The sequence below is a fragment of the Acidilobus sp. genome, assembly GCF_049973875.1.
Lineage (GTDB): Archaea > Thermoproteota > Thermoprotei_A > Sulfolobales > Acidilobaceae > Acidilobus.
This window is the reverse complement of sequence record NZ_JBMFJI010000004.1, coordinates 1-20,418: the sequence shown is the minus strand read 5'-3', so window position 1 is coordinate 20,418 and position 20,418 is coordinate 1. Positions and strand designations below refer to the sequence as shown.

At 60.6% G+C, this 20,418-nt stretch carries 18 protein-coding genes and 1 tRNA gene; 12 read left to right on the top strand and 7 right to left on the bottom strand.

Annotated elements, in window-relative coordinates:
* Positions 1-47 precede the first annotated feature (47 nt).
* The 5 genes from ACP5H1_RS02570 to ACP5H1_RS02550 form a co-directional block, all read right to left on the bottom strand.
* A complete protein-coding gene (locus ACP5H1_RS02570) occupies positions 48-1,901 on the bottom strand; it encodes an APC family permease (RefSeq protein ID WP_427971339.1) in 1,854 nt (617 codons plus the stop codon).
* A 237-nt stretch (positions 1,902-2,138) separates the two neighbouring features.
* Complete coding sequence (locus tag ACP5H1_RS02565) at positions 2,139-3,113, bottom strand: thiamine pyrophosphate-dependent enzyme (RefSeq protein ID WP_427971485.1); 975 nt, start codon at positions 3,111-3,113, stop codon at positions 2,139-2,141.
* Positions 3,113-4,306 (bottom strand): ferredoxin oxidoreductase, encoded by a 1,194-nt coding sequence (locus tag ACP5H1_RS02560; protein WP_427971337.1) that lies wholly within the window; start codon positions 4,304-4,306, stop codon positions 3,113-3,115. The genes ACP5H1_RS02565 and ACP5H1_RS02560 overlap by 1 nt, the downstream gene beginning before the upstream one ends.
* A 1-nt stretch (position 4,307) precedes the next feature.
* Complete coding sequence (locus ACP5H1_RS02555) at positions 4,308-4,631, bottom strand: 4Fe-4S binding protein (RefSeq protein ID WP_427971335.1); 324 nt, start codon at positions 4,629-4,631, stop codon at positions 4,308-4,310.
* A gap of 5 nt (positions 4,632-4,636) precedes the next feature.
* Entirely contained in the window at positions 4,637-5,194 is a 558-nt protein-coding gene (locus ACP5H1_RS02550) for a 2-oxoacid:acceptor oxidoreductase family protein (protein ID WP_427971482.1), read from the bottom strand.
* Between the two features lie 182 nt (positions 5,195-5,376).
* Between ACP5H1_RS02550 and ACP5H1_RS02545 the strand changes: the two genes are divergently transcribed.
* Positions 5,377-6,258: an AbrB/MazE/SpoVT family DNA-binding domain-containing protein gene (locus ACP5H1_RS02545; RefSeq protein ID WP_427971333.1), complete on the top strand. Its 882-nt coding sequence runs from the start codon at positions 5,377-5,379 to the stop codon at positions 6,256-6,258.
* On the opposite strand, the gene ACP5H1_RS02540 is transcribed toward ACP5H1_RS02545, so the two are convergent.
* Positions 6,259-7,308 (bottom strand): GTPase, encoded by a 1,050-nt coding sequence (locus tag ACP5H1_RS02540; protein WP_427971330.1) that lies wholly within the window; start codon positions 7,306-7,308, stop codon positions 6,259-6,261.
* A gap of 208 nt (positions 7,309-7,516) precedes the next feature.
* Here ACP5H1_RS02540 and cobB point away from each other — a divergent pair, with 208 nt between their 5' ends.
* Positions 7,517-8,311, top strand: coding sequence for an NAD-dependent protein deacetylase (cobB, locus tag ACP5H1_RS02535; protein ID WP_427971480.1), 795 nt, complete (start codon positions 7,517-7,519; stop codon positions 8,309-8,311).
* On the opposite strand, the gene ACP5H1_RS02530 is transcribed toward cobB, so the two are convergent.
* Complete coding sequence (locus tag ACP5H1_RS02530) at positions 8,303-9,271, bottom strand: MBL fold metallo-hydrolase (protein ID WP_427971327.1); 969 nt, start codon at positions 9,269-9,271, stop codon at positions 8,303-8,305. The genes cobB and ACP5H1_RS02530 overlap by 9 nt on opposite strands.
* Before the next feature lie 123 nt (positions 9,272-9,394).
* Here ACP5H1_RS02530 and ACP5H1_RS02525 point away from each other — a divergent pair, with 123 nt between their 5' ends.
* The 10 genes from ACP5H1_RS02525 to ACP5H1_RS02480 all read left to right on the top strand — a co-directional run.
* The gene (locus tag ACP5H1_RS02525) at positions 9,395-9,520 is read left to right on the top strand and encodes a hypothetical protein (RefSeq protein WP_013266010.1); all 126 of its coding nucleotides are present in this window, start codon (positions 9,395-9,397) and stop codon (positions 9,518-9,520) included.
* A 78-nt stretch (positions 9,521-9,598) separates the two neighbouring features.
* Positions 9,599-11,056, top strand: a complete 1,458-nt coding sequence (locus tag ACP5H1_RS02520; protein ID WP_427971323.1) for an alkaline phosphatase family protein — start codon at positions 9,599-9,601, stop codon at positions 11,054-11,056.
* A gap of 147 nt (positions 11,057-11,203) precedes the next feature.
* Entirely contained in the window at positions 11,204-12,697 is a 1,494-nt protein-coding gene (locus ACP5H1_RS02515) for an extracellular solute-binding protein (protein WP_427971320.1), read from the top strand.
* Between the two features lie 12 nt (positions 12,698-12,709).
* A complete protein-coding gene (locus ACP5H1_RS02510; RefSeq protein WP_427971318.1) occupies positions 12,710-13,594 on the top strand; it encodes a carbohydrate ABC transporter permease in 885 nt (294 codons plus the stop codon).
* An 86-nt stretch (positions 13,595-13,680) separates the two neighbouring features.
* The gene (locus tag ACP5H1_RS02505; RefSeq protein ID WP_427971477.1) at positions 13,681-14,499 is read left to right on the top strand and encodes an ABC transporter permease subunit; all 819 of its coding nucleotides are present in this window, start codon (positions 13,681-13,683) and stop codon (positions 14,497-14,499) included.
* A gap of 14 nt (positions 14,500-14,513) precedes the next feature.
* The gene (locus ACP5H1_RS02500) at positions 14,514-15,626 is read left to right on the top strand and encodes an ABC transporter ATP-binding protein (protein ID WP_427971315.1); all 1,113 of its coding nucleotides are present in this window, start codon (positions 14,514-14,516) and stop codon (positions 15,624-15,626) included.
* Between the two features lie 86 nt (positions 15,627-15,712).
* A complete protein-coding gene (locus ACP5H1_RS02495; protein WP_427971313.1) occupies positions 15,713-15,844 on the top strand; it encodes a hypothetical protein in 132 nt (43 codons plus the stop codon).
* A 33-nt stretch (positions 15,845-15,877) separates the two neighbouring features.
* Positions 15,878-18,472: an ABC transporter substrate-binding protein gene (locus tag ACP5H1_RS02490; RefSeq protein ID WP_427971311.1), complete on the top strand. Its 2,595-nt coding sequence runs from the start codon at positions 15,878-15,880 to the stop codon at positions 18,470-18,472.
* A gap of 41 nt (positions 18,473-18,513) precedes the next feature.
* A tRNA-Arg gene (locus ACP5H1_RS02485) sits at positions 18,514-18,589 on the top strand.
* A 220-nt stretch (positions 18,590-18,809) separates the two neighbouring features.
* Positions 18,810-20,418: peptide-N4-asparagine amidase (locus tag ACP5H1_RS02480; protein WP_427971309.1), on the top strand; the 1,609-nt coding region annotated here is incomplete at its 3' end.

Here is a 20,418-nt window from a genome sequence, read left to right as displayed (position 1 = left end):
CTTCTGAAGAAAGATGGAGGAGGTTTCACCGATAAGAGCCGCGTTGGCTAGGACTCCCTGGGCGCGGTCAGCACTGAGACGAGGTAGGCGACTAAAGTCACCGCAGCCACGGCAGCGAGGTCGAAGGGGAACGGTATAGGCGGGTCTCCCCCGTACACCGAGGAGAGGCCGTAGGGGCCTAGTATGTCAACCAGCATTATTGACGTCACAAGCCCCACGTACCACGCGCCGCCCCTGATTGAGGGCCTGAGGCCCCTGTCCATAAGGTAGCCGGCGGCCAGCGCGGCCGCGGTGGAGAGCACGGAGAGCAGCATGGTAAGGGCCAGGTAGCGCACCACCGCCTGCTCAGGGACGCTTATCCCTGAGCTCAGCGGGTAGAACACCTTGGCCGCAAGTATGTAGTCCGAGAACACTACGGCGGCCGCGTAGGGCAGGGCCACCGCTAACATAGAGGTGCGCGAGGAGACCGCCCTTATTATCATGAACGCCGCCAGGGCTGATATGAACGTTATGAACACCGGTATCATGGGTATCATGCCGGCCCAGTAGGCTATCAGCGAGGCCCCTATGGCGCCCAGCGCGCCGGCCATGAGCAGCTTAGCCGATCTGCTCCTGGCGGTGAAGGCGCCCAGGGCGGTACCCCCGGTCACGTAGGTCAGCAATGTAGTGAGCACAGCGTAGCTCCCTATCGCGTACCAGCTTGGGAAGGGCAGGAGGAAGATGAGGCCGAGCGCGAGGGCCACTATGAGTCCAAGGCCGGGCACGGCGTACCTGTTGAGGCCGCTCAGCCTGCGGGGCAGGTGCCCGTTGGCTGCCATGCCGTAGACTATCCTGCCCAGGTTGCCCATCTGGACTACTGCGTTGCCCAGGGGCGAGACCCAGGCGTCTATTATCATGACTATGCTGAGCACCCCGAGGCCCACAATGGCCAGCTCGCTGGCCAGTGGGGCTGCGGCTATGTTTGACACTGCCAGGGCGCTCCAGTTGCCCGGGGCCACGGGCTCGAGGCGCCTCACAATGGTCCCGTTGCTGAGCCTGACTGTCTCGTTAACCTCTACGCTCGACCACCTGAGGCCCCCTATGAAGGCCACCTGGAGCAGTATGAATATGACAGCAGTTATTGCCACTGAGAGTATGACTGCCTTAGGGACGTCGCTGGAGGCCTTCCTGCCCTCGCCGCTGTACTCAACGGCCTGCCTGAAGCCCAGCAGGGCGTAGGCTATGCCGGTGACCGGTATGGCTGCGAATATGGCAGCTGCTCTTGAGAGCCCCTCGACTGAGGCCTGGGTGCTGACGGCGAGGGTGAAGTTGTGCGGGTTGAAGGCTAGGGCGAGCAGGGCAGCTATCACTGTCAGGGGGACCGCTATTTTCCAGATCATCAGGGCGAGGCTCACGTTGCCCACGAGCGAGACCCCGAAGTAGTTAATGACGAAGATTACAATCACTATCGCCAGCGCCAGGAGGAGCCCCTTGGGCGTCAGCACCGTCAGCTGCTGCCCAAGCACAGTGGCGCTCTTGACGAGCCCTGGCACGTAATAGCTTGCGTAGTAGACTGTTGCCACCGCCTCAGCCGGGAGCAGTGACGATATTGAGAGCAGGTAAAGCGCGCCCGTGGAGAACCCCACCAGGTCCCCGTGGGCCATCTGCGGGTACCTGACCACGGCTCCAGTCCTTGGCGCTGCTGAGGCCAGGTAGGCGTACGCAATCGCCATGAAGGCCACTAGGGCGGCCGCCACAGCCCACGAGGCCACCGAGAGGGGCCCGTTGAAGGCGGAAGCCCCAAGGGGCGCGAGGAGCCAGCCGGAGCCTATTATTGCGCCTATGTTTATCGCCACGTAGTGCCAGAGGCCCAGGGAGCGGCTGAGCTTCCTGTCCTCCTCTATAATGCCGCGGTCAGCCAAGGGGCCTCACCCCGCGACTTATAAAGGAACTGTAATGGCCGCTACCAAAAAGCCATGAAGTTAAGCCTGGAGTTCCTCTGGGCCCAATGGGCCCATGAATCTCCACCACAAAGGTGGGTCGCCTAAGGCCTGACCGCAGGAAACGATATTTAAGCTTTCCTACTAAGTGATGGGGCTGTTATTGTATACAAATAACAAAAACAAGGTGATGGGTGAGTTAAAAGGGACTGAAGGCAATCAGGACTTAACTACTGGGCCTATTACCTCCTTTCCGGCCAGCTTGTTTATCTCGGCCACCCTCTCGTCAACGAGCTTCTGTACCTCCTCTACCTCGGCGGGCGTCAGGTGGGCGAACCTGCCCTGCAGCTTGAGGTACTCCGACACAGGCTTTCTCTTAGCTATTGGGAACGTGACCCTGAAGTTGCCGTGGTCTATCTCATAGAGCGGGAACACGCCGGTCTCGGTGGCAAGCCTTGATATGGTTATTCCTAGGGCGGGGTCGAACCTCCAGCCGGTTGTGCACGCCATCAGCACGTGTATGAACGACGGGCCCTCGTCGAGGACCTCCAGGCCCCTTATGAACTTGTTTATCATGTCCTGTGGGTAGGCCGGGTTGGCGGTGGCCACGTAGGGTATCCTGTGGGCGGCGACTATCATGTCTATGTCCTTCTTGGTCCTCCACTCACCCCTCCACACCTTGCCTGCAGGCGTCGTTGTAGTCCACGCGTGGAACGGCGTCGCGCCGCTCCTCTGTATGCCGGTGTTCATGTAGGCCTCGTTGTCGTAGAGCACGTACATTACCGGGTCCCTCCTCTCCAGCATGCCGCTCAGGCTCTGCAGGCCTATGTCAACGGTGCCGCCGTCGCCGCCGACCGCTATCACCTTGACCTGCTTGTCCTTGGGTATCATGCCCTTCCTCTTCATCACCTCGATGGCCCTGGCTATTCCTCCAGCGCTGGCGCCCGCGTTCTCGAAGGCGGAGTGGAACCACGGCACCAGCCAGTTGGAGTACGGGTACCTGGTGGTTGAGACCTCGACGCAGCCAGTGGCGTTCACTATTATGGTGTCCTTGCCGGCCACCTTGGCCAGCATCCTCATTATTGTGCCAGCCGTGCACCCTGCGCAGAGGCCGTGACCGCTCAGGAAGTACTCGTCCCTGGGCAGGTCGAACAGGCTCTTTATCCTGGGGAGCCTCTTAGCCTGCTCCGCCATCACTCCCTCACCCCATAGAATATGGTCTCAGGGTACTTCCTAGTCCTGGCCTCCCAGGCCAGGCGGGCAATGGCCAAGAAGTCCTCGTTCTCCATGGTCCTCTGCCCTATGCCGGCCACGACGCTGGTCAGGTTGAAGCCGAGGTCCTCCCTGACCTTGAGGCCGGCTATCTCGTTGGCCAGGGGTCCCTGGTAGGGCGCGCCGTAGCTTATGGCCCTGTCTATGACAAGCACGCTCTTCACGTTGGACGTGTAGTTGACGAAGTGCTTCACCGGGAACGGCCTGTAGAGCCTCAGCCTCAGCAGGCCCACCTTGAGTCCCTGCTTCCAGGCGTCCGGCAGCACGCTCTTCAGGGTGGCGGCGTAGCTGGCGTTAGCAACTATTAGAGCCTCAGCGCCGTCGCACATGTAGCACTCCATGATGCCGTAGCTCCTGCCGAAGGTCTTGCCGAACTCCCTGTCTACCTCCTCAGCCTTCTCCGGCACCCCCTCCATTGCCTTGACCTGCTGGTACTTTATCTCATAGTAGTACTCAGGCGGCACTATGGGTCCTATGGTCACCGGGTGGTCCGGGTCAAGCCTGTACGGGTAGGGCCTCTTGGGCGCAAACTTGAGCACTGACTCCCTGTCCTCGACCACCACGGGCTCCGTGGTGTGGCTCATGACGTAGCCGTCATAGCCCACCATGACGGGCAGCAGCACGTCCCTGTCCTCGGCTAGCCTGTAGGCCTGTATTATGGTGTCGTAGGCCTCCTGGGCCGTGTGGACGAAGTAGATTATCCAGCCGGCGTCCCTAGCGTTGAACAGGTCCGTCTGGTCGTTCCATATGCTTATCGGTGCGCTGAGGGCCCTCATGGCCACGCTCATGACTATGGGGGCCCTCAGGCCCGAGGCCACGTGAAGGATCTCGTGCATGAAGGCCAGTCCCTGGCTGGCGGTGGCCGTGAAGGCCCTCGCGCCCGCCAGCGAGGCGGCCAGGGTGGCGCTCAGGGCGCTGTGCTCGCTCTCCACGTGTATGAACTCAGCGTCCAGCTCACCGTTGGCGACGAACTCCGAGAGCTTCTCGACCACCGTGGTCTGCGGGGTTATAGGGTAGGCCGCTATTACGTCAACGTCTAAGTCCTTGGCCGCGTGGGCCACCGCGTAGTTAGTGCTCAGGGGTATGGGCCTCTTGTACTGGACCTGCGCCTGCACCTCAGCTCACCTCCACGGGAACCATGTCAATCGCCTTAGCTGGACACTCCTGGGCGCACATGCCGCACCCCTTGCAGTAGTCATAATCTACGTCATAGCTTATCTTGTAGACCCTCTTGGCCTTAGTTGTGTGGGGCCTGTCAAGCTCCTTTATGGCGTTGTCGGGGCAGACGTACCAGCAGATCCTGCACCTTATGCACTTGTCCTGGTCTATCACAGGCATGAGGACCTTCCAGTCGCCCGTCTTGTACTCGAGGCTGTTCCCGGGGTTCGCTATTACGCCGCCGATCACCATCTCCTTCCAGCCTGGCAACCTCACGGACATCCTGCTCACCTCCACGAGAGCTGGGTCAGGTCATAGGCTTCCTTGACTGCCATCACGTTCGCCTCCGCAATCTTGCCATGGAACCTGGACCTTATTACGTCTAACACCGTGTCCAACTTTACGACCTCCGTTGACTTGACCAGCGCCCCCAGTATTGCCGTGTTTACTATGTTGGCCTTCAGCCACTTCATTGCAACCGCTGTGGCGTCGACCGTTGCCGCCCTGTACTTGTTGCCGAAGCCGAGCTTCTGGAGGAGCTCGTCCGGCTTGAGGGGGCTGTTGGCCACCAGGATGCCCTCGTCCTTCAGGCCCTCTATGTAGGAGGGCTTGAGCAGGCTCCTGTCGAGCACGACAACTACGTCAGGGTGCTCTATGGGGGTCCTGGGTATGAGGGGGCTGTCCGTTACCCTGGTGTAGGCCCTTACGGGCGCTCCTCTCCTCTCAGCGCCGAACTCAGGGAACGCCAGCGCGTACTTGCCCTCAATGATTGACGCTGACGCTATGACCTCGCTCGCCGTCACAGCTCCCTGGCCTCCCCTGCCGTGCCACCTGATCTCTAGCATAACCAACTTTGAGCGCCTCGCCTGCAGTTCTGTGAGAGGCTGCAAATATAAGTAAATTGAGCTCTCCTCCCATAAAAAGTACCCAACTTAGAGGATTTTCTTTTTAGAATAACATCTAATTTTCTTTAACGGCGTTAAAGTTATATATACGACCATATACCTGTAAAGTCGGTGCGGGAAGCTTGAGTGAGACCGCGACCACAAGGAAGGTCCAGAGGCTCGGAGGGTCAAGCCTGATAATAACGCTGCCGAAGCAGTGGGCCAGGAGGCTGGGGATAAAGGTAGGCGACGAGATAGAGGTAATAGAGAGTGGCGGCAAGCTGCTAGTCCAGCCCAGGGACCAGAGGGCTGAGGACAGGGCTGGCACTGTTACCATAAGGTACAACGGGATAGCCAGGATGGCCGGCGTTGATGCAATAGTTGACTGCGCCTTTGTGCATGGCTATGACAAGGTGGAGATACTTATCAAGGGCCTAGGGGAGGCCGACGTCAAGAGGCTCATGGCTGAGCTCAACGCCAGCAAGAAGGTGGCCTCCGTGGAGAGAGGCACGGACAGGCTGACAGTGACCCTGGCCCCCTCGCCGAACCTCGACGTCGCCAGGCTCATAAAGGAGGCCAGCAGCTCGCTCCAGCAGCTGCTCGAGGCCGCGGCCTCCGGGGCCGAGGAGGCCGAGATAAGGAGGCTTGAGGGGCAGGCCCTGGAGCTCATAGAGTCCTCCCTCAGGAGCTCTAAGGGCTCAGACATAGTGGACCCCATGGCGTACGGGGTGCTCCTGGCCCTCCCCTCCATGGTGGCCGACTCCTCTGTGGTGCTGAAGGGCAGGGCTGACCTGCTCAACAAGATGAAGGAGGCCGTGGGCGAGTTCCTGGGAGGCCTTGCGAGCGCCAGCGGCAGGAGGCTGCTTAACGCGGCCATGATTGCCTCTGAGCTGAGGGACATGGCCCTCCATGAGGGGGGAGCCGCCGCAGTAGTAGCGCCGCTGGCCGACGCGCTGCTAAGCGCTTCAATGAAGCTCATATGTCCGAGCATACTTGAGCAGGAGGCCGAGGGCCTCTCAGAGTGATCACCTTATCTCTATGATGTCGCCGTCCTGAGGCACGTAGTCGGGCCCCACCCTCTGGCCCTCGTACTTGGCCCCCCTGCCCCATATCCTGGCGTACCTCATGTTGGCGGCCAGCGACGGGCTTATCTTCTCGGCTATCTCCCTGACCGTGGCGTCAGCCTTAACTATCAGGGGCTCAGGGCTGGGCGGCTGTCCAGGCTTCTTGGTGTAGATCCTCTTCACGTTAAGCAGCCTGTAGGCCACGGACCCCACGCTGCTCAGCCCCACGCCGGTCTCTGCAGAGGCAAGTATCCAGGGCACGTCCCTCGGCAGCAGCCGCGCGGCCTCCCTGGCCCTCGACTCGGAGGCTGGCAGGTCCGCCTTGTTGAATATCACGAAGGTGGGCTTGTAGACCTTGAAGCTGAATATTGCCTCCTCAAGGTCATCAAGGGTGGCGGGGCCGTAGACCTCAATGACGGCGTTGTAGACTCTGTAATTGTTGAGCAGCCTCCTGGCCTCCTCCTCGGTGAACCTGGGGGTGCCCCTGTAGATGAATGTGAGCCCTCCCTGGGTCCTCCTCTCAACCTTGACGAAGCCCTTCTCCAGGGAGTAGGCTATGCCCCTGTCCTCAATCGCCTCGAGGCTGGCCTTCAGGTCCTTGGCAGGCTCAGGTGAGTCGAGCCCAACGACGACAGCTATGACATCAGCGTTCCTGGCCAGGGCCACGACCCTGGAGTTGACGCTACCGTCAGGGTTAAGGAGCGGCGGCGTGTCAACAAGCTGCAGCTTTACGTCAAGGTAAGTCATCATGCCCGGCACCGGGAGCTGCGTGGTGTAAGGTATTGGGCTCACGGCCACCTTGGCGTTCGTCAGCCTGGCCACTATGGAGCTCTTGCCAGAGTTAGGGGGGCCGAGCAGCACCACCTGGCCCGCCCCGGCCTTCTCAACGAACATGCCGGGCCTTGAGCCGCCCGACCTCCTCTGCCTCTCCCTCTCGGACTCCTCCCTGAGCTCCGCCAGCCTCCTGGTGGCCCACAGCCTCAGCTTCTCGGTGCCCTTGTGCTTGGGCACGTAGCTCAGGAAGTCCTCAAGGGCCTTGATCTTCTCCTCCGTCGTCCTGGCCTCGCTGTACCTGTTAAGCTTAGCTATGGCCTCAGCTGGCAGGTTGGTTACGATGGCTGGCCCCCAGGGTCTTCAGCTCCTTGAAATGCTTTTATCCGTTCCGAGCAGCCCTCGCTTTATAGCCGTTTGGCTCAGCGCTTTGAGGTGAGTGGGGAGCGTGTCCCTGGAGGCCGAGGCCAGGAGGCTGGCCGAGATGCTTCTGGCCGCTGAGAACGCCGTTATCTTAACGGGCGCCGGCGTCAGCACGGCAAGCGGCATACCTGACTTCAGGGGCCCAAGCGGCCTGTGGAGGAGGCTGGACCCGTCGCTCTTTGAGATATCCTACTTCTACCAGGACCCCCTGGGCTCGTGGAGGCTCTTCATGGAGAGGTTCGGGCAGCTCAGGGGCGTCAGGCCCAACCCCGCGCATATCGCTATAGCCAGGCTGGAGGAGCTGGGGCTGGTGAAGGCCGTAATAACGCAGAACATCGATGGGCTCCACCAGGCGGCCGGGAGCAGGAGGGTGATAGAGCTCCACGGCAACGCCTCAAGGGCCGTGTGCACTGAGTGCGGGAGGAAATATGACATAGAGGAGGCATTTAAGGCCGTCAAGGAGGGGAGGCTCCCCACATGCCCTGTGTGCGGGGGGCTCCTGAAGCCTGACGTGGTCTACTTCGGCGAGCCCCTGCCGCCCGACGCCCTCGAGGAGGCTTTCTCCCTCGCCGAGTCCTCGGACCTCTTCATAGTAGTGGGCTCAAGCCTTGCGGTGAGCCCAGCCAACCAACTCCCCATAATGGCTAAGGCGAGGGGGGCGAAGCTGGCCATAGTAAACGTCGGGGAGACCACACTTGACGACGTGGCTGACTTGAGGGTCGAGGCCCCAGTCGAGAAGTTCATGCCAATGGTCTGCGCTATCGTAGAGGACATGCTTGCCAAGGGCAGCGGCTGCAGGGCCGCGGCGGGCCTAGGCTAACTTAAAGAGCACCTGGCCCTCCCTGCTGACCTCCTCGACCTCTCCTGTGACCTCAAGGTGCCTCAGGTGGGCCAGGGCCTCGCCTATGGCGAAGTACCTCTCGTAGGGGCTCATCTGATCCCACGAGCTGGCCGAGGTCCTCCAGCTCATTTGTCTGGCCACGTCATAGAGCGCGGCCGGGACCGAGAGGAGGGACCTCACCTCGTCAAGCCTGGCGCGGTGGTGCTCCATTATTTCATCAGCTCTTCTGGCCGGGGCATCTATGGCCTCCCCGTGGCCTGGCATCGCAGCGCCTACGTTCAATGACCTGACCCTCTCGAGGGTCCTCAAGTAGTCGCCCAGGGGGTCCCTCGAGGCCCGCGGGGTGTCCAGTATGACGTGGGGCGTTATCCTGTCCAGTATTACGTCCCCGACGATGGCAACCACGTCGCCCACCAGGGCTATGTGCCCTGGCGTGTGGCCTGGCACCTCTATTACCTTCATAGTCCCACCGCAGGCCTCCAGCGAGTCCCCCTCCCTCAGGGGCCTGGCGACGTCTGCGAGCTCGTCATACACGTCCCCGAGCCTTGGCACAGGGTGCACCTCCCTCATAGCCTTGACCTCGGCCTCCGGGACGCCGTAGTGCCTGTAGGTCTCCAGCACTCCCTCAAAGTAGTCCCTGAACCCCCTCCTCACCACCTCGAGGTCGGCCGCACCCATGTAGACCTCGGCCCCGGTCAAGTTGGCCAGCACGGGGGCCGCCGTCGCGTGGTCAACGTGAAAGTGAGTCACAATTATTGACTTCAGTTGCCTCAGGCTCAGCCCGGCGCCCCTCAGCTCCTTGGCCAGGCCGTCAAAGCTGTTGGCCCAGTACATGCCCGGGTCGACGAGGCTGAAGCCGTCGCAGTCAGCTATTACGTAGGAGTTCACGTGGCCGAGGGCCTTAATTGGTATCGCCACCTTCAGCCTCTGGACCTTCAAGGCCTTCCCAGACCTCTGTGGGGCCTGAAGTTAATTTCTCCCCTGCTAGACAGCTGCCGAAAGGAGCCTAGGACTCTCCTTTAATAGGTTCCGTCACCTATACTCTTACAGCGGGTGAAAGGAGTGAGCGTGGAAGCGGGAAAGGTTGAGGTGAGCGCGAGGGAGAGGAGGGTGAAGTTCGAGGTGTCCGCCGAGGACGAGGCGAAGCTCGACTGGTACCTCTCCAGCGCCTTTGCCGAGGGCGCATAAGCCTTAGCGTTGTTGTGCTAACCTTAATGAAAGGCATTCCTTAAAACTCAGCCGCGCCGGCGGAACCCGGTACCTGGCTTGAAGCTCTCGCTGCTAGGCCTAGACGCCCTGTCGCCGGCCCTGCTCTCAAGGGCAGTCGAGAGGCTTGGGCTGAAGAACATAGGCGACGCCTTGAGGGACGGCAGGCCCGTGCCCCTCCGCTCAATGCCCCCGATAACGCCCACCGCGTGGACCAGCATGGCCACCGGCGTCAACCCAGCCAAGCACGGGGTCTGGGGCTTCACTAAGTACTACAGGGGGCCCAGGGGTGAGCACCTCTCGAGGCCGTACACTTCGCTGGACGTCATGTTCCCCAGGGTCTTCGAGGACGCGGCCCTTATGGGGCTTGACGTGGCCGTCGTCAACTACCCCCTGACCTGGCCCCTCGAGGGCCTCTGCTGCCTTGACAGGATGACGGTGGTCGGAGACACCTTCCTGGCGCCGAGGGTTGACTACAGCCCCAGGGACCTGGCGGGCAGGCTGGGCAGGTACTTCATAACGTTCAGCGACATGCCTGACCCATACGAGAGGACCAGGAGGCTTGTGGAGGGGACCCTTGAGCTTCTCTCCGAGGTCGACGCTGACGCCTACTTCGTGGTGCTGCCATACCCGGACCAGGCCTTCCACAAGGATCACAGGGAGGTGCTCTCCGTGGGGCCGAGGTCCGCCGAGGTGTGGGAGGCCATAGACGAGCTGGCCGGAGAGCTCATGAGGAGGTCCAGGGCCTTCGTGCTGGCCTCGGACCACGGGGCCGGGGTGCACGGGACCTGCGTCAACGCGCTCGCGCCCCTTATGAGGGAGTTCGGCGTCGGCGTGCCGAGGGACCTCAGGGGCAGGCTGGCCCTTTACCTTGTCACTGCGGCCGACGTCATCTCAAGGGCCCTGCCCCCCCAGCTCTCGCCGAGGGGGCTTTCCAGGAGGGGGCCGCTGGCAAGGCTGAGGGGCAGGCTTGGCGGGGAGCTGGCAAACATAGCAGTGGCCGCCACCCACGAGTCCTCGGGCGAGAGCGAGCTGGCCAGGCAGCCGTTCACTTATGACGCGGGGGGCCTCTCCATAGACAGGGTACTCTACTTCAGGGACGAGGCCTCCAGGGAGAGGGGCCTCAGGGCAATGGAGGGCTCCCCGGCCTCAAGGTACCTCAGGGTTTCAAGGCTTGAGGAGAGGTTCAGGGGGGCCTACCTGCCCCCCTACCCGAGCATCTTCGTTGAGTCAGTCGACGAGTCCAGGTACCACGTGGTCTCAAGCAGGTCACTGGCGGCCCTCAGGCACGACATGATGCCTGACCACGAGGTGTACGGCGTGCTGCTAGTGAAGGGCGCCGAGGTGAGGGCGGACGCCGCTGAGGTTTACGACGTTGCGCCCACGCTGCTCTCGCTGCTGGGCCTCAAGACCCCCAGGGGGGCTGACGGCAGGAGCCTCGTGGGGGGAAGCGCGGGCGAGTACCCCTATGACGCTGCCGTCAGGCTGAAGGTGAGGCTCAGGGGGCGCGCTAGCTAGCTGGGGGAGGAGAGGGAAGGCTTAACAAGCTGTGGGAGCGTAGTTACATGCACCGTGTGATACATATGCTTGTTCATAACTTCATAAAAGCATTTATATCGCATCAAAAACATTATTTACCGCAAGCACAGTTTTGGGGTGCACATAGTGAGGTCAAGGAGTAGGAGGTCCGTATCTACAGCGGCCCTGGCGGCTATCATAATAGTCGTAATAGTTATCGTGGCCGTCGGAGGCTACCTAGCCTACGTCTCGTCGAGGCATCACGTCACAACCACAACGCCCACTACCACCACAACGAGCTCCACAACCACAACTACAACTACAACCCCTCCGCCCACCACAACGACGCAGGTGGTCACGCTTACCGTCGCTGACTCCTACAGCACCAGCGAGAACATAGCGTTCAACAAGTCCCTGGCGGCCTTTGAGCAGGAGTACCCGTGGATACACGTTGAGGTCGAGTACGGAGCCGGCGTAGGGACAAGCCCGTACACCTCTGAGGCCCAGGCCCACGACGCGCCCATAATCATAAGGGACACCAGCGACTCAGCCGGCGCCCTGTTCGCCGCTGGCATACTGGTAAACCTCTCCCAGTACCTGCCGCAGAGCTACTTCCAGAGGTTCAACCCGACCGCCATTGAGGACTGGACCCTCAACGGCTCTGTTTACGGGCTCCCTGACAACATAAACTACATAGTCATGTTCTACAATAAGAAGTACGTGCCAGAGCCGCCCAACACTACTGACCAGCTGATACAGATAGCCGAGCAGGTTAACAAGAGCGGGGTCTGGGGCATAGCGTACGGCGCAAGCGACGAGTACGGCTACAGGTTCGCGGCCTGGTTCGCGGGCTTCGGCGGGCAGATATTTGTGACGCAGAACGGCAAGGTGGTGCCCGCCCTCAACTCAACCGCCATGGTCAACGCCCTCAACTTCTGGTACAACCTGACGTACAACCTCAGGATAAACTACCTGGCCCCGAGCACCGGGGCTGGAGGCGCTGAGGGACAGCTCTTCATGGAGAACAAGGCGGCAATAATATTCGACGGCCCGTGGGACCTTAAGCCCTACTTCCAGGCCCTCGGCTGCGACCTAGGCGCCGCCCCGCTGCCCGTGGTGAGCCAGACGGGCCTCTACGCTGAGCCGTTCATAGGCAGCACCGGCTGGTCAATAACCACGCCGCAGGCCAACGGCGTGCCGGCGAGCCAGTGGAACGCCACGCTGCGCGCCGCCCTGCTCTTCATAGAGTTCATGACCAACTACAGCAACGAGTACGGCCTCTTCGAGTACGCCGGTGACATACCCGCGCTTAACAGCGCCTACCAGGCGGCCCTGCAGAACCTGAGCGCGCCGACCAGCAACCAGACCCTGGCCTGCCTGCACCAGGTGATAAAGGGAATACTTGAGCAGAGCCAGCACGGCCAGAAGTTCCCGAACATACCGCAGATGGCCTACTACTGGAACTCGTTCCACCAGTACGCCAGCGAGTTCTTCGCTGGCAAGATAAATGCCCAGCAGGCCGCGCAGGGCATGGAGCAGGCCTTCGTGAGCTCGCTGCAGAGCGCCGGGCTGCTGAGCCCTGCCCAGCTGCCTCCAAGCGAAGTTTTAACGGTGCCCGAACTCCCCGCCAGCAGGTACTGAGGCGGGGAGCTGATGCCAAAGGTTTCACCTAAGCTTGAAGGTCTACTATATTTTTTACCTCTCCTGGCCGCGGTGCTGTTCCTGTTCCTGTACCCGCTCCTATACTCTGTCTACATATCAATGACTGACATGAGCCTGCTTCACTTCTACAGCTACAAGTTCGTGGGGCTGCTCAACTACGTCTTAGCGATAAAGCTGCACTACATCTCAACGCTGCTGATAAACACAGTCATCTGGACCGTTGGGAGCCTCGTCCCAATGATGGCCCTCGGCTTCGCGCTGGCCCTCATACTGAACCAGAAGGACCTCAGGGGGAAGTCTGTTTTCTACGCAGTGCTGATACTCCCGTGGGCCTTCCCTGGCTTCATATCGCTGCTCGTGTGGCAGGGCATGTGGGTGTACCCATACGGGTTCATGAACAGGTACCTGCTTCCCCTGCTCCACCTGCCCCCCATAAACTCCCTGTCTTCGGTGCCTGACGCCTGGGCGGAGCTCATAATAACCAACCTCTGGCTGAGCTTCCCCTATTACATGACGGTCTTCTACTCGGGGCTGCAGAGCATACCAACTGAGCTCTACGAGCTGGCTGACGTCGACGGGGCTGGGGCCCTGACCAAGTTCCTTAAGATAACGGTGCCGTCCCTCAGGAAGACCATAGCCTTCGTGGCAATAACGAGCTTCGTGTTCACCTGGAACAACTTCTACCCAATATATGTGCTGACGGGCGGCGGGCCGGGGATTTCCACGGAGACCTACATAGTTTACGCGTACCAGCAGGCCTTTGCCTACAACAACTACGCCATGGCTGCTGCCCTCTCAATAATATCAACGCTGATAACCATCGTGTTAGCTATAGTAGTTATGAAGTACACGGGGGTCCTGGAGGGCATAACGTGAGGGGGTGAGGGTCCTTGAGCTCCAGGGGCCGCGCTAGGGCGCTGAAGGCGATAAGGCTCGCAGTGTCATACCTAGTGCTGATAGTGATGGCCATCTGGTCCATCATGCCCATCTACTATATAATACTTATCTCGTTCAGCAACGTAACCAAGCTCTTCGCCTTCTCCGTGAAGGACCTCATACCTAGCCATGTGACGCTTGCGGCCTACAGGCAGCTGCTCCTTGGCCGTTTCCTGCCAAGCATAAAGGCCCCCAACTTCCCGCTCTGGGTGATGCACAGCATAGAGCTGGCGGCGGCGACCTCCCTGCTCTCAATAGTGTTAGCCATGGTGGCGGGCTACGGGCTCTCCAGGCTTGACATGCCTGCCAAGAAGACGTTAGCCATGTTCACCTACATAATAACCTTCCTGCCGGTGACCGCGACCACGGTGCCGCTCTTCCTCCTGTTCGCCAGGCTTCACCTGCTTAACTACGTCGGCCTCGTGCTGGCCTACACGCCAGGCACCGCGGTCTTCGCCGCCTTCCTGGCCAAGCTGGCCATAGACTCCATACCGCCCGACTACGAGGAGTCTGCAATGGTTGACGGCCTCTCGAGGTTCGGGGCCTTCATAAGGATAGTGTTCAGGCTGGCAATGCCCGTGGTGGCGCTCACGGCACTCTTAGGTTTCCTCGGGGCCTACATGGACTACGCGACGGCTTACGCCTTCATAGGCATAAACCCCAGGATGTGGACCGCCATGTTGGGCCTCTACTACCTGGCCGGCCTCTACAACCCGGCCTCCGCGCCTAACTATAACATATTCGCGGCAGGGGCGGTGCTGATGGGAATACCGCTCATGGCCCTGTTCCTGGTGTCGCAGAGGATGATGACCAAGGCCTACAGCAGCCTGGCCGGCATAAAGTGATTTTAAATGCAGGCATGCTAAGCTCGGGTGGGGTTGACATGGAGTACATAAGGCTTGAGGACGTGTGGAAGACCTACAGGACTAAGAACGTCACCGTGACCCCCCTCAGGGGCCTCAACATGAGCGTCGACAAGGGCGAGCTGGTCGTTGTGCTGGGCCCCTCGGGGGAGGGCAAGACGACGCTGCTGAGGGTCATAGCAGGCCTCCTGAGGCAGGACAAGGGGCACGTGTACTTAAGGGGCGAGCTGGTCGACGACGTGCCGCCCAAGGACAGGAGGGTGGCCATGGTCTTCCAGAGCTACGCCATCTACCCGTTCATGAACGTGTATGACAACATAGCCTTCCCCCTGAAGCTGGCCCACAGGCCCAAGGAGGAGATAGACCGCGAGGTCAGGAGGGTCGCGGAGATGCTGAGGATAAGCGATATCCTTCAGAAGAAGCCCTCGGAGCTCAGCGGGGGGCAGAAGCAGAGGGTCGCCATAGCCAAGGCCCTGGTGAAGGGGGCCGACATACTTCTTATGGACGAGCCCATGGCAAACCTGGACGCCCAGGTCAGGGTCTTCGCCAGGGAGGAGCTCAAGCAGCTCCACAGGCAGCTCGGCACAACCATAGTTTACGTGACGCATGACCAGGTGGAGGCCCTGTCCCTGGCTACCAAGCTGGCGGTCCTCCACGACGGGGTAATACAGGACTTCGGGGACCCGATGGAGGTCTACAGGAGGCCGAGGAACGCCTGGGTGGCGTCGTTCGTGGGCAACCCGCCCATGAACCTGTTCGACGGGGTCGTGTCAGGCAGCTACATAGTTGCCAAGAAGGGCAAGCTCAGGGTCCCCGTGCCCGAGGAGTACAGGAAGCTGGTCAAGGAGGGCCAGGAGGTCATATTTGGCTTCAGGCCAGAGGACGTAAGGGTCGGCGAGGGGGAGCTCTCGGGCACGGTGTCCATGGTGGAGAGGGTTGGAGCCTACACTGTGATACACTTGGACGTCGGCGATGGTCAGCTGCTGAGGGTCGTCTACCCGTCGCTTTCAACAGTTAACAGGGGGGACAGGGTCAGCTTCAGCGTGCCCGCCGAGGCGGTCTCGCTCTACGACCCCAGCACGGGCAATAACTTAGAGCAGATGCGGTGACCCTTCCCCAGTTAATAAGCTGTTGCCCTGGCCTTCTCATTGTAACGCTTAAATAGGGGGGCTCCATTAACCCCCCGAGACCCGAGGTGGAAGCTGAATATAGGGGCGGCGTGCGCCTTAAGGTCCTCGCAATTGTTGTCATACTAGTGGTTGTAGCTGCCCTGGCCGCCTCCTACGCCCAACATATAAGGCCTCAGGGGACCCGCGCGGCCCTGTAGCTCTCCCCGCCGGCCCCCAGCACCTACTCGGTGGTGGCGGGCCAGCAGCTCAGCCTTTACGTGCCTGTGCCCGCAGGCTACTCCGCCGAGGTCTTCCTGGGCAACGGCTCAAGGGTCACTATCAGCGGCGACTACCTCACGGTGAGCTACCGCTGGCCCGGCAGGTACCTCATATATTACGCGGTCTTAAAGGGAGACAAAGTTGTCGCCTCCACGTCGCAGGAGCTCATAGAGGTCCTGGTGACCCCTAATGTCAGCGGGCGGCTGTCCCAGGAGGTCAGCGTTCCTGTGATTGCGGTGAGCGGCGTAAACGGCACCCCAGTCTTTGACGTGGGCCAGAGGTTCAGCATCTTCATAGGCTACCTCCAGCCGCCCTCGGGACAGAACATGACCATATACAGGTACTTCCTCAGCCTCGGCAACGGGACCACCATAGAGGTGAGCCCAAGGAACTACACGGCGTACCTGGAGACCGGCAACTACACTTACCTGAGGCCCTCCGAGGACCCGGTGAACATCAGCTTCAGCGAGCCCGGCCTCTACCCGCTGACGCTGACCATAGAGACGCTCAACGTGTCCAGCGGCCAGACCTTTAACTACAGCTACACGCAGACCGTGGCGGTCGGGTCCAAGGGCCTCAGGTTCTCCATGTTTAAGCTTGACGTGGACCTTCCAAACCCGGGGACTATAGTTGTCGCTAAGAACGTGCCCGGAGGGCCCTTCAGCTTCGACCCAGACATAGACTACGGCAACATAGGCTTTGAGGTGCTCCTTAACGTCTACTCGACCCTTGTGGAGTACTTCGGCGCCAACACTACCAAGTTCATACCCATGGCTGCCGAGTACATACCGACGGTGGGCAACTGGTCCAACGTGACCGCCAGGTACCTCTACGGTGCAGTATCGCCCAACTACACGGTGTACATATTCAAGATGAGGCCCGGCCTCAGGGCCGCCAACGGCGACCCAATAACTGCCTACGACGTGTGGTACAGCCTTGTCAGGGACATACTGCTTGCCGGAGGGGTGCCCTCCACGAGGGGCTGGATCTTGGCTCAGTACCTCATACCTAACTACACGCCCTTCACCTTCGTGGTCACCTCGCCGAACGACACGCAGGGGGCGGAGGAGATCATAGACGCCATAACATATAACAACGCCACTGACACAGTTACGTTCCACCTGGTGAGGCCGGTAGCCCCTCAGGTGTTCTTCACAGCGTTGGCTGAGGGCTGGGGGCCCGGCATCCTTGACGCCAAGTGGCTTGAGAAGGTGGGCGACGGCATAAACTTCACAGGGCTCTACGACCACAACCTCACGCAGCTGGCCGAGGCCTTCTACAGCTACGAGCAGACGGCCAACGAGTGGGACTATAACGAGGAGGTCAGGTGGGACCCCATGGCGACGGGGCCATACTATATAGCCGCCTACACGCCGGGCCAGAGCATAGTGCTGAAGCCCAACCCCTACTGGCCGACGAACATAACTGACATACCGAGGCCCAACGACACAATCATTATAGAGTGGGTCAAGGACCCGACCACAGCATATGAGCTCTTCGCCTCGGGCCAGGCGGACATAGTGACTAACCTGCCGAACAGCTTCATGCCGAGCATAGAGCAGCTGGAGAGCGAGGGCGAGGCAAGGGTTTACGAGTTCCCGAGCCTCCTTGAGGAGTTCTTCGGCTTCAACCTTAACATAACAGAGTCCCTGCTGTCGCAGCTCAACCCGGCCTACCACATGCCGGGCTGGTACTTCGCCAACCCGCTCGTCAGGGAGGCCTTCGCCTACGCCTTCAACTACACCGAGTACATAAATGACATAGTTGGCAACGTGAAGTACCACTTCAACTTCGGCAGCCCGTACTGCGGAGCTATAATCAAGGGGCTCGACGTCTACATACCCCCCTCGCAGCTCACGGGCTGCCCGACCTTCAACCTGACATACGCTAAGCAGCTGCTCGAGGAGAGCGGGTTCTACAACATAAGCGTCTACTTCCCAATAGTGGTGCAGGCAGGCGACACCACGGACTACACTGCAGCCGAGATGTGGGCCGCGGCACTCCACAACATAGACCCGAACATAGTGGCCCAGCCTCTCTACCTTCCGTGGCCAACCATGCTCTCCTACTGGGTGCCCGGCATGAACCCGATGGCCATATGGAACAGCGGCTACGTGGCCGACTACCCGCTGGCATCGGACATGATGAACGCCCAGTACACGGGCACCGTGTGGGTGGAGCCTGACGGCTGGAACGCGACCTACCTGGAGAACCTCAGCGCGTACTTCAACCAGTCAAAGGTAAGCTACCCGGGGCTGAGCCCGAGCGTCGAGCCCGAGGTAGGCAGGTGGCTCTGGCAGGAGGCAGTGGAGTACCAGGAGCTCCAGAACCTAATAGCGGAGGCCGACAGCGTCGAGCTGACAAACTCCACGGCGGCGCTGCCCCTCTTTAAGCAGGCCGAGGACCTGGCTGTGGAGCTCTACATGTACGTCTACACTATACAGCCAAACGCCTACTGGATAGTAAGGCCCTACATAACAGGCTACATGGGCTCTGTCGCATGGGAGGAGAACCCCATGATAGGCGGCGGAGGGGACTCCATATACTGGTGGTGGATCAAGGCGTAGGCGGGGTCCATGTTTTATAGGCCGGAGGGCCCCCAGTTCCTGGGCCCGTGGCGCAGCCAGGATCAGCGCGCCAGCCTCCGGAGCTGGTGGTCCCGGGTTCAAATCCCGGCGGGCCCGCTGTTTAGTTATTATCAGTAAAGTCCACGACGCAACTTTGTAACACAAAATATATTTTTCCCTCCAGAGTCACACACGCAGAGGCTAAGTGGTGGACATTATGAGGTCTTCGACTTTCGCGCTTGTGGCCGTCCTGCTGGTCGTCCTGTCCGTGGCCCCCCTGGCGGGCGCCGCGTCCCCTCCTAGGGCTTACCCGTAGCTGCCAGCGGCACACGAGGCCGTGTCATACCTGGGCCTCCTTAACTTAGCGGCCAGGGACCTGGGGGTAGCAGGAAACCATGACGGCCACTACTCGTTCCAGGCCTTCAGGTACGTGCCGCCCAATGAGACACCCATAGTAATGTGGATAGGCAAGAACGTGGCCTTCAACCACACGGGCCTGCCCTACAACGCCACCGTCTACATACCCCCCGGTAACTACAGCCTGATACTGCTCAACATGTCGATAAGGGAGCTGGGGGGCACGCAGTACGACACGGTTGCGTACGTCTTCGCCAACGGGACCCCGCTGCTCTGGGGCTCCACCCAGGAGGTACTGAACTCCACGACGACGGTTGACGTGACGCTTTTCGAGAACCTTCTCAGGGGCCCCGTGAGGTTCCAGTTCATGGTACCCAACGGCTACGCCCCCTCCATAGGGATAACGGGCTACTACGTGGCCAACGTCAGCCTGCTGCTCTACAAGGGGAGCCCGCCGCCCGGCCTGCCGAACTACTTCATACCGCTCTTCGTGAACAGGCTGGGCTACTCCATGACGCCCTCAATAAACGCCTACAACGACTACGTTGAGCAGCAGGTGACGATACCCAACGGCACCTACAGGGCGTGGCTAATACTCTACACCAAGGGCAACGCCTACGACGAGTTCTGGTACACCAACATACCCGCGGTCAGGTACGTCAAGGTCTACTACAACGGCCACCTGGCGGGCGTGGTGAACCCGTTCGAGACCATCTACACCGGCGGCATAAACCTGTTCTGGTGGAAGCCGGTGCCCTCAATAAACACGCTCTCGTTCCACATGCCTGACATAGTTGACCTAACCCCGCTGCTCGCCTACGGCCTCAACGCGACGCTAGCGATACACATAGCGGACCTGCTGGCCTCCTCGGAGGCCCTGGGCGTGCCGGGCACTGAGTTCAACTGGAACCTCGGGGGCGTGCTGCTGTGGGTCAACAGCAGCAACCCGCTCGTCGGGGCCAAGGTGATGACCAGCCAGGCCTCGTACCACGACTCGGGCCCGCTCATAATGAACCCTGGCGTGGCCGGCTTCTACTTCCAGGAGGGGGCCAGCTACTTCATAAACTACACGTCGCTGCTTGAGTTCGAGCACGGCCAGGAGCTCGTGAGCAGCCAGCAGGAGGGGGTGACCACCGTGGACCAGGCGTACAACTACGCCGGCACGTTCGCCTACAACTACCTTGACGAGGACTTCACCGTGAGCTCGTGGGCCCAGGGCTACGAGCCCTACAGGCTCCAGGTGAGCGCCAACTGGCCCGTCACGCTCTACTACGACTTCGTGGCGATACCAATAACCCCGCCGACGGTGTTCCCGTACAACGCGACCTTCCTGCAGAACGGTAGCATAGCCCTGGCGCCCACCTACGCCTTAAGCTACGCCTGGCCAGGCTATAACTTCACTGAGAGCCTCAACTACGACCTCAGCGCCGTGGGAGGCTTCGCGGGGGTCGGACTTTCACTGAGGCTTCATGAACTTGCGCTCAGCCCCTCGCCCTCAGCCCCCTTGTCCATCTCCCCGCGCCGTCTGCGGGAGCGGCAGCTGAACCGCTCCCCTCGAGGACGCGGGGAGCTTCATAGGGCGCCCTCCT

Coding starts and splice junctions, on each gene's coding strand:
- ACP5H1_RS02500 (WP_427971315.1), top strand. CDS start 14,514: ATGCTAAGCTCGGGTGGGGTTGACATGGAGTACATAAGGCTTGAGGAC.
- ACP5H1_RS02510 (WP_427971318.1), top strand. CDS start 12,710: ATGCCAAAGGTTTCACCTAAGCTTGAAGGTCTACTATATTTTTTACCT.
- ACP5H1_RS02555 (WP_427971335.1), bottom strand. CDS start 4,631: ATGTCCGTGAGGTTGCCAGGCTGGAAGGAGATGGTGATCGGCGGCGTA.
- ACP5H1_RS02505 (WP_427971477.1), top strand. CDS start 13,681: ATGGCCATCTGGTCCATCATGCCCATCTACTATATAATACTTATCTCG.
- ACP5H1_RS02550 (WP_427971482.1), bottom strand. CDS start 5,194: ATGCTAGAGATCAGGTGGCACGGCAGGGGAGGCCAGGGAGCTGTGACG.
- ACP5H1_RS02565 (WP_427971485.1), bottom strand. CDS start 3,113: ATGGCGGAGCAGGCTAAGAGGCTCCCCAGGATAAAGAGCCTGTTCGAC.